Here is an 8,587-nt window from a genome sequence, read left to right on the forward strand (position 1 = left end):
CGTCGCCCTGTTCAAGAAGCTGCCGCTCGCGCAGACGGCCGACGACTACGAGGCCTTGCTGCCCTGGAACATCGCGCTGCCAACTCCGTAACCCAACCCCGCACTTCATCAGCGTCGATGAACAGGGCGCGGTTTATTGACTGCTTACGAAACAGTGATACCCGCTGCGCGTCGCTGAGAGCCGTTTTTGCCACCTCAGAGCGGAATTAGCAAAATTGGCCCGCAGCCGCTATCAACCTTATAGTGGTTTCGTGCACTGCAAGGGGGTGTCCGAGCCACACGAAGTGGGCGAGGCTGGGGGTTAGTAGCGATACACGCCGCGACCGGTCTTGCGGCCGAGTTGGCCGGCCGCGACCATTTCCTTCAGCAGCGGGCAGGGGCGGTATTTCGAATCGCCGAATTGCTCGAGGTACACCTCCATCACCGCCAGGCAGACGTCGAGGCCGATCATGTCGGCAAGCGCCAGCGGGCCGATGGGCTGGTTGCACCCGAGCTTCATGCCGGCATCGATATCTTCCGCAGTAGCCAGGCCGTCGGCCAGCACGAAGAAAGCCTCGTTGATCATCGGCACGAGGATGCGGTTGACCACGAAGCCCGGCGCGTTCTTCACGGTGATCGGCGACTTGCCCAACCGCTCGGCCAGTGCTTTCACCGCATCGTGCGTCGCGTCGCTGGTGAGGTAGCCGCGGATGATCTCCACCAGCGCCATCATCGGCACCGGGTTGAAGAAGTGCATGCCGATGAAGCGATCGGCGCGCGAGGTGGCCGCGGCCAGTTGCGTGATCGAGATCGACGACGTGTTCGACGCGATGATCACTTCGGGCGCCACGAGGGCATCGACCTGCTTGAGGATCTTCAGCTTGAGCTCATGGTTTTCGGTCGCGGCCTCGATCACCAGTTGCGCAGCCTTCAGGTCGTCGTAGTTCGTCGAGCCCTTGATCAGCGCCAGCGCCGCATCCTTCTGCGCGGCGGTGAGCTTGTCCTTCTTGATCAGGCGGTCGAGGCTGCCCGCCACGGTGGCCAAGCCCTTGTCCACGGCAGCCTGCGCGACGTCGATCATCACGACGTTGACGCCTGCGACCGCGCAAGCCTGCGCAATACCGTTGCCCATCGTTCCCGCGCCAATGATGCCGACTGTCTGGATAGTCATGAGAAATGTTCCTTCAGAGAGAAAAAGAAAAGAGGAAATGAAAAGGGTGCTTGGCCGAGATTGTGAAACAGCGCGCGGACGGCCCCGTTGCCACGTGTGACAAGCGGGTGATTTAAAGTGCCGCGTTCACTCCCACAGCCACGAATCCGCACCATGACCACCCTCGGCACCCCCCTTTCCTCCACCGCCACCCGCGTTATGCTGCTCGGCTCCGGCGAGCTCGGCAAGGAAGTCCTGATCGCCCTCCAGCGCCTGGGCGTGGAAACCATCGCGGTCGACCGCTACGAGAACGCCCCCGGCCAGCAGGTGGCCCACCATGCGCGCACCATCACGATGAGCGACCCGGCGCAGCTCAAGGCATTGATCGAAGCCGAGAAGCCGCAACTCGTCGTGCCCGAGATCGAGGCCATCGCCACGCCGATGTTGCAGGAGCTGGAAGATGCCGGCGTGGTTCGCGTGATTCCCACGGCGCGGGCGGCGCGCCTCACGATGGACCGCGAGGGCATCCGCCGCCTGGCCGCCGAGACGCTGGGCGTGCCGACCAGCCCGTACAAGTTCTGCGATTCGCTGGCTGAACTCCAGGCGGCCATCGACGAGGGCATCGGCTATCCCTGCATCGTCAAGCCCGTGATGAGCAGCTCCGGCAAGGGCCAGAGCAAGATCGACGGCCCCGCCGACGTGCAGAAGGCGTGGGACTACGCCATGGCCGGCGGCCGAGTGAGTCATGGCCGGGTCATCGTCGAGGGCTTCATCGACTTCGACTACGAGATCACGCTCCTGACGGTGCGAGCGCTCGATGCCGCCGGTGCAGCGCAGACGCACTTCTGCGACCCGATCGGCCATATTCAGGTGAGCGGCGACTACGTGGAGAGCTGGCAGCCGCACCCGATGGCGCCGGCCGCGCTGAAGAAGGCGCAGGACATCGCCCGCGCCGTGACGTCGGACCTCGGCGGGCAGGGCCTGTTCGGCGTCGAGCTGTTCGTCAAGGGCGACCAGGTGTGGTTCAGCGAGGTCAGCCCCCGCCCGCACGACACCGGCATGGTGACCATGGCCACCCAATGGCAGAACGAGTTCGAACTGCATGCCCGCGCCATCCTGGGCCTGCCGGTCGACACCACGCTCAAGAGCCCGGGCGCCAGCGCGGTGATCTACGGCGGTGTCGATGCGACCGGCATTGCCTTTGAGGGCGTCGCGGAGGCGCTGGCCGTGCCGGGCACCGATGTCCGGCTCTTCGGCAAGCCGGAGAGCTTCGTCAAGCGCCGCATGGGCGTCGCGCTGGCGCATGCGGCGGACGTCGACACTGCGCGCCTCAACGCGAAGGAAGCCGCCTCCCGCGTCAAGCCCCGCCAAGCCTGATTCACTTCACCTCTCGGAGACCTTCATGCTGCATCCTCAAGCCCAGGCGTTCATCGATCTCCTCGCGAGCAAAGGCGTACCGCCGACGCATACGCTGACGGTCGCCGACGCGCGCAAGTTCTACCGCGAGCGGCGCGCCATCACCCAGCCCGCGCCACCCGAGGTCGCCGAAGTGCGGGACGTCAGCGCCGAAGCCCCGGGGGGCCCGATCCCGATGCGCCTCTACCGGCCGCTGGGCTCGAAGGCCGGCGCCGTGCTGCCGGTGCTGGTCTACTACCACGGGGGCGGCTGGACCATCGGCGACCTCGACACGCACGACACGCTGTGCCGCGAATTGGCCAACCAGTCCGGCTGTGCGGTGGTCGCGGTGGACTACCGGATGGGGCCGGAGCATCGCTTTCCGGCGGCTGTGGACGACGCGCTCGCCGCCACGCGCTGGGTGCGCAAGGAGGCAGCCGGGCTCGGCGTGGACCCCAGTCGGCTCGCGGTGGGCGGTGACAGCGCCGGCGGCAACCTGGCGGCGGTGGTCGCCATCGCGGCGCGCGACGCGGGGGACCTGCCCATCGCCTACCAACTGCTCATCTATCCCGCGACCGATATGCGGCGCGGCCACCCTTCGCACACCACCAACGGCCAGGGCTACGTGTTGACCAGCGACACCATCACGTACTTCCATGACCACTACATCACCGACGCGAAGCATGACCTCGACTGGCGCGCCTCGCCGCTGCTGCGCAAGGATCTCCAGGGATTGCCGCCGGCGCTGGTGCTCACCGCGGGCTACGACCCGCTGCGCGATGAGGGTGCGGAATACGCCGAGGCGCTGACGACGGCCGGCAACTCCGCCGTCTACATCTGCTTCGAGCGGCAGATCCACGGCTTCATCCTCATGGGGAAGGTACTCGACGAAGCCAATGCCGCCGTGGCTCTCTGCGCCGCCGAACTGCGCCGCGCGCTGCGGCCCTGAGCGCCAAGCCGTCGCTCTTCCGGGTCGGTCGGCCCGGACTTGTCTCGCGCGCGCGTCACCTTCGCGACAGCAAGGGTAAAGCCCGCTTCTGAAGCATTTCAAAGGTCGGTATCTTGTTGTATCAGCCGCCTTCGGTGGCTGTCACATCGCGCAAGGAGTCGACCATCGTCTCGTCTGCCCAACGTGCTGAACTGCTCCGCGTCGACGGCGTGACGGTGCGCTTTGGCGGGATCACGGCGCTCGACAAGGTGTCGTTCTCCGTGCCGTCCGGGCACATCGTCGGGCTGATCGGGCCCAACGGCGCCGGCAAGACGACCTTGTTCAATTGCCTCTCGCGGCTCTACGCATTCAGCGAGGGCGCCATTCTTTTCGAGGGCCGCTCGCTGCTCGCCACGCCGGCCCACGGCATCGCGGCGGCCGGCATCGGCCGGACCTTCCAGAACCTCGCGCTGTTCCGCACCATGACGGTCCGGCAGAACATCCTGCTTGGCGGGCACTGCCGCACGCGCAGCGGCTTCTTCGCGAACGCGCTGCGGCTGCCGCGGGTGCGGCGTGAAGAGCAGGCCCTGGAAGCCCACGCCGACGAACTGGTGGAACTGCTCGATCTGCGCAGCGTGGCGGCCACCCAGGTCATGGACCTGTCGTTCGGCACGCAGAAGCGCGTCGAACTGGCCCGCGCACTGGCGAGCCGGCCCAAGCTGCTGCTGCTCGACGAGCCCGCGGGCGGGCTGAACCATGAAGAGGTCGGCAACCTGATGGCGCTGCTGCGGCAGGTGCGCGACCGGCTGAAGCTCACCATGCTGCTGGTCGAGCACCACATGAACCTGGTCATGCGCGTGTCGGACCAGGTGGTGGCGCTGGACTTCGGCCGCGTCATCGCCGACGGCTCGCCGGCCGAGGTGCAAGGCAATGCCGAGGTGATCCGCGCCTACCTCGGAGGAGCGAACTGATGGCCGCGCTGCTCGAAGTGCGCGGCATGCACGCCCAGTACGGCCCGAGCAAGGTGCTGCACGGCCTGGATTTCGGCGTCGAGGAGGGCGGCATCACCACCATCCTGGGGGCCAACGGCGCCGGCAAGACGACGACCTTGCGCGCGGTCTGCGGCATGGTGAAGACGCAGGGCGAAATCGTCTTCGCCGCGCAGCGCATCGATGGCCGCGCCACCGAAAGCATCGTCCGCCTTGGCGTGGCGCACGTGCCCGACGGGCGCGGAACCTTCGTCGAGCTGAGCGTCGAGGAGAACCTGCGCCTCGGCGCCTACACGCGGCGCGACAAGGCCGACGTGGGCGCGGATTACGAGCGCATCTACGACTACTTCCCGCGCCTGCGGGAACGCCGGCGCCAGCAGGCCGGCACCTTGTCCGGCGGCGAGCAGCAGATGCTCGCCGTGTCGCGCGCGTTGATGCTGCGGCCGCGCCTGCTGCTGCTGGACGAGCCTTCGTTCGGCCTCGCGCCGCGCATCGTGCAGGAGCTGTTCGAGATCCTCCAGGAGATCAACCGGCGTGACCGCGTGAGCATGCTGCTGGTGGAGCAGAACGCGGCGCTGGCGCTGCGCCTGGCCGACCAGGCCTACCTCCTGGAAACCGGCCGCGTGGTGATCTCCGGCAGCGCCGAGACCATCCGCAACGACGAGGCCGTGCGGCGCTCGTACCTCGGCTACTAGGCACCAGGTCATGAACGTCCTGCTCCACCAAGCGCTTTCGGGCCTCGCCACGGGCGGCATCTATGCGAGCGTGGCGCTGGCCCTCGTCATGATCTACCAGGCCACGCACCTGGTGAACTTCGCGCAGGGCGAACTGGCGATGTTCTCGACCTACATCGCGTGGAGCCTGATTCAGGCCGGCGTGCCGTACTGGGGCGCCTTCTTCATCACGGTGGCGATCGCCTTCGTGCTCGGCGTGCTGATCGAGCGGATCGTCGTCCAGCCGGTCGAGAACGCACCCATCCTCTCGGTGGTGATCGTCTACATCGGCCTGCTGGTGATCCTCAACAGTCTCGCCGGTTGGATCTTCACGTACACGATCAAGCCCTTTCCGAGCCCGTTTCCGGACCGGCCCCTGTTCGGGAACTCCTTCCTCACTGCGCACGAGCTGGGCTCCATCGGTGTCACGCTCGTGGTGCTGGCGCTGGTTTTCGCCTTCTTCCGTTTCACGCCGCTGGGACTGGCGATGCGCGCAGCCGCGCAGAACCCCGTGTCGAGCCGACTGGTGGGCATCCGGGTCGGCTGGATGCTGGCACTGGGCTGGGGCCTCGCCGCGGCCATCGGCGCGATCGCCGGGATCATGGTGGCGCCCAGCGTTTTCCTGGAGCCGAACATGATGTCCGGCATCCTGCTCTACGCCTTTGCCGCGGCGCTGCTGGGCGGCATCGACAGCCCCGGCGGCGCGGTGCTTGGCGGCTTCATCGTCGGCGTGCTGGAGAACCTCGTCGGCGCCGTTCTCGGCACCGAACTGAAGCTGACAGTTGCGCTGGTGCTGATCGTCGGCGTGCTCGTCATCCGGCCTTCGGGCCTGTTCGGGAAGGTCCACGTGACGCGGGTCTGATCCATGACCATCCAAGACCCACCCCAAGACCCACGCGTGCGCGCCCCATCCGGCAAGGTCAAGCTCGCCGGCTTGCTGCTGGTGCTGGTCCTCGCGTGCGTGCTGCCTTTCGTCGTCAGCAACTACCGGGTGTTCCAGTTCACGCTGGCGCTGGTCTATGCCATTGCGCTGCTGGGCCTGAACATGCTCACCGGCTACAACGGCCAGATATCCCTGGGCCACGGTGCGTTCTATGCCATCGGCGCCTACGTTGCGGCGATCCTCATGGACAAGTTCGGCGTGCCTTACTGGCTGACCATTCCCATTGCGGGCGCCGTGTGCCTGCTGGCGGGATTCCTCTTCGGCCTGCCGGCGCTGCGGCTGGAGGGGCTCTACCTGGCCCTGGCGACCTTCGCGCTCGGCGTGGCGATGCCGCAGATCCTCAAGTACAAGCATTTCGAGGCGTGGACCGGCGGCGCTCAAGGCATCGTGATCGTGAAGCCGGAAGCGCCGGAATGGACCGGCCTGACGCAGGACCAGTGGCTCTACTTCGTCGTCCTGTTGTTGCTGCTGGTGCTCTTCGTCTTCGGCTGGAACCTGCTGCGCGGCCGCATCGGGCGGGCCATGGTCGCCGTCCGCGACCAGCCGATCGCGGCACAGGCGATGGGCGTCAATACGGCCATGGTCAAGTCGATCACTTTCGGCGTCTCCGCGATGTACACCGGCATTTCCGGGGCCCTGGGCGCGATCGTGATCCAATTCGTCGCGCCGGATTCCTTCAACTTCTTCCTGTCGATCTCGCTCGTGGTGGGCGTCGTGATCGGCGGGCTCGCATCGATTCAGGGTGCGATCTACGGCGCGCTGTTCATCCAGTTCATTCCGAACGTCGCCGACCAGATTTCCAAGGCCGCGCCGTGGGCCATCTACGGCGTGTTCCTGATCGTCTTCATGTATGTGATGCCTACCGGTGTGGCCGGGCTGGTGCGGATCGCCATCGGTCGACTGCAGCGCCGGCGCAAACGTTGAGTTGGGGTGTTTTCGTCCGGGTCACGGCCCGCGGGCCGGTCCGATTTGTGTTCGATGACATTGAAGGAGACATCATGAAATTCAGTCCAGACCGTCGCGCCACCTTGCTCGCCGGCGCTGCCGCCGTCGCGCTGGCCGTTGTCGCCGCACCGGCCACCGCGCAGAAGAAGTACGGCCCCGGAGCGTCCGACACCGAGATCAAGCTCGGCCAGACGATGCCCTACAGTGGCCCCGCCTCGGCCTACGGGACCATCGGCAAGCTGGAGCAGGCCTACTTCAAGATGATCAACGACAACGGCGGCATCAACGGCCGGAAGATCAACCTGATCAGCCTCGACGACGGCTACAGCCCGCCCAAGGCGGTAGAGCAGGTGCGCAGGCTGGTCGAGCAGGACGAGGTGCTCGCGTTGTTCCAGACGCTGGGCACGCCGAGCAATTCGGCCATCCACAAGTACGTCAACGCCAAGAAGGTGCCGCACCTGCTGCTGGCCACCGGTGCGACGAAATGGGCTGACCCCAAGAACTTCCCCTGGACCATCGGCTTCAACCTGAGCTACCAGGCCGAAGGCGTGATCTACGCCAAGTACCTGCTCAAGGAAAAGCCCAACGCGAAGATCGCGATCCTCTACCAGAACGACGACTACGGCAAAGACCTGCTGAAGGGCGTCAAGGACGGTCTGGGCCAGAAGGGCGCCAAGATGATCGTGGCCGAAGCCTCCTACGAGGTGACCGACCCGACGGTCGATTCGCAGATCGTCACGTTGCAAGGCTCGGGTGCCGACACCTTCATCGACATCACCACGCCGAAGTTCTCGGCGCAGGCCATTCGCAAGGCCTACGACTCGGGATGGAAGCCCCTGCACATCATCAACAACGTCGGCGCGTCGGTGGGTTCGGTGCTGGTGCCGGCTGGGCTCGACAAGTCGACCGGACTGCTGACCATGCAGTACTACAAGGACCCGAACGATCCGCAGTGGAAGGACGATCCGGCGATGCTCGAATGGCGCGCCTTTATGGGGCGCTACTACAAGGAGGGTGACCCGAAGGACGCCTCCAATCTCTACGCCTACCTGGCTGCACAGACGATGGTCCAGATACTGAAGCAGTGCGGCGACAACCTGACGCGCGAGAACGTGATGAAGCAGGCCGCCAACATCAAGAACCTGAAGCTTCCGCTGATGCTGCCGGGCATGGCACTCAACAGTACACCGACCGACTTCGCCCTGGTCAAGCAAGGGCAGTTGGCGCGCTTCACGGGGACCTTGTGGCAAGGCTTTGGTGAGGTGTTGAGCACGACCGATTGACATTGCCAGCGCGTGTGTCGGCGTCGACGGTGATCGGCTGAGGGAGTGATAGGCTTTCGGGGTCACACATCCGAAGTCAACCAAGAAAGCCTTGTCTCGCCTTGCGAGGATTGGGCCGCTGACCCATGCCCATCACAGATGCCAGCAATTTCGTCTTCTTCCAGCTGATCAACGACTACCTCCGCGACGAGATCAATACCTTCCAGTGGAACCTGCTGACGAGCATGGCGCAGTTCGTCGGCGCGATCGGGCTGATTCTGCT

At 65.6% G+C, this 8,587-nt stretch carries 8 protein-coding genes; 7 read left to right on the forward strand and 1 reads right to left on the reverse strand.

Translation table 11 applies throughout. The features are described 5' to 3' along the window. Positions 1-301: 301 nt before the first annotated feature. Positions 302-1,150: a 3-hydroxybutyryl-CoA dehydrogenase gene (locus tag AC1DN9_RS29680; RefSeq protein WP_478105955.1), complete on the reverse strand. Its 849-nt coding sequence runs from the start codon at positions 1,148-1,150 to the stop codon at positions 302-304. A gap of 153 nt (positions 1,151-1,303) precedes the next feature. On the opposite strand from AC1DN9_RS29680, the gene purT reads away from it, so the two are divergent. The 7 genes from purT to AC1DN9_RS29715 all read left to right on the forward strand — a co-directional run bounded on the left by purT (position 1,304) and on the right by AC1DN9_RS29715 (position 8,325). Then, a complete protein-coding gene (purT, locus tag AC1DN9_RS29685; RefSeq protein WP_478105956.1) occupies positions 1,304-2,506 on the forward strand; it encodes a formate-dependent phosphoribosylglycinamide formyltransferase in 1,203 nt (400 codons plus the stop codon). A gap of 25 nt (positions 2,507-2,531) precedes the next feature. Further along, positions 2,532-3,473, forward strand: coding sequence for an alpha/beta hydrolase (locus AC1DN9_RS29690; RefSeq protein ID WP_478105957.1), 942 nt, complete (start codon positions 2,532-2,534; stop codon positions 3,471-3,473). Between the two features lie 164 nt (positions 3,474-3,637). Next, entirely contained in the window at positions 3,638-4,423 is a 786-nt protein-coding gene (locus AC1DN9_RS29695; RefSeq protein WP_478105962.1) for an ABC transporter ATP-binding protein, read from the forward strand. Next, positions 4,423-5,136, forward strand: coding sequence for an ABC transporter ATP-binding protein (locus AC1DN9_RS29700; RefSeq protein WP_478105958.1), 714 nt, complete (start codon positions 4,423-4,425; stop codon positions 5,134-5,136). The genes AC1DN9_RS29695 and AC1DN9_RS29700 overlap by 1 nt, the downstream gene beginning before the upstream one ends. A 10-nt stretch (positions 5,137-5,146) precedes the next feature. After that, on the forward strand, positions 5,147-6,016 hold the full coding sequence (locus AC1DN9_RS29705) for a branched-chain amino acid ABC transporter permease (RefSeq protein WP_478105959.1): 870 nt from the start codon (positions 5,147-5,149) through the stop codon (positions 6,014-6,016). 3 nt (positions 6,017-6,019) lie between these two features. Continuing rightward, the gene (locus AC1DN9_RS29710) at positions 6,020-7,021 is read left to right on the forward strand and encodes a branched-chain amino acid ABC transporter permease (RefSeq protein ID WP_478105960.1); all 1,002 of its coding nucleotides are present in this window, start codon (positions 6,020-6,022) and stop codon (positions 7,019-7,021) included. Positions 7,022-7,095: 74 nt separating this feature from the next. Next, positions 7,096-8,325 carry an ABC transporter substrate-binding protein gene (locus AC1DN9_RS29715; RefSeq protein ID WP_478105961.1) on the forward strand — a complete coding sequence of 410 codons (1,230 nt, stop codon included), beginning with the start codon at positions 7,096-7,098 and terminating at the stop codon, positions 8,323-8,325. Positions 8,326-8,587 lie beyond the last annotated feature (262 nt).

The organism is Variovorax sp. 05L425 (genome assembly GCF_056397705.1).

Excerpts from the sequence above, each read along its gene's own strand:
- AC1DN9_RS29680 (WP_478105955.1), bottom strand. The coding sequence starts at position 1,150 with ATGACTATCCAGACAGTCGGCATCATTGGCGCGGGAACGATGGGCAAC.
- purT (WP_478105956.1), top strand. The coding sequence starts at position 1,304 with ATGACCACCCTCGGCACCCCCCTTTCCTCCACCGCCACCCGCGTTATG.
- AC1DN9_RS29715 (WP_478105961.1), top strand. The coding sequence starts at position 7,096 with ATGAAATTCAGTCCAGACCGTCGCGCCACCTTGCTCGCCGGCGCTGCC.
- AC1DN9_RS29710 (WP_478105960.1), top strand. The coding sequence starts at position 6,020 with ATGACCATCCAAGACCCACCCCAAGACCCACGCGTGCGCGCCCCATCC.
- AC1DN9_RS29690 (WP_478105957.1), top strand. The coding sequence starts at position 2,532 with ATGCTGCATCCTCAAGCCCAGGCGTTCATCGATCTCCTCGCGAGCAAA.
- AC1DN9_RS29705 (WP_478105959.1), top strand. The coding sequence starts at position 5,147 with ATGAACGTCCTGCTCCACCAAGCGCTTTCGGGCCTCGCCACGGGCGGC.
- AC1DN9_RS29700 (WP_478105958.1), top strand. The coding sequence starts at position 4,423 with ATGGCCGCGCTGCTCGAAGTGCGCGGCATGCACGCCCAGTACGGCCCG.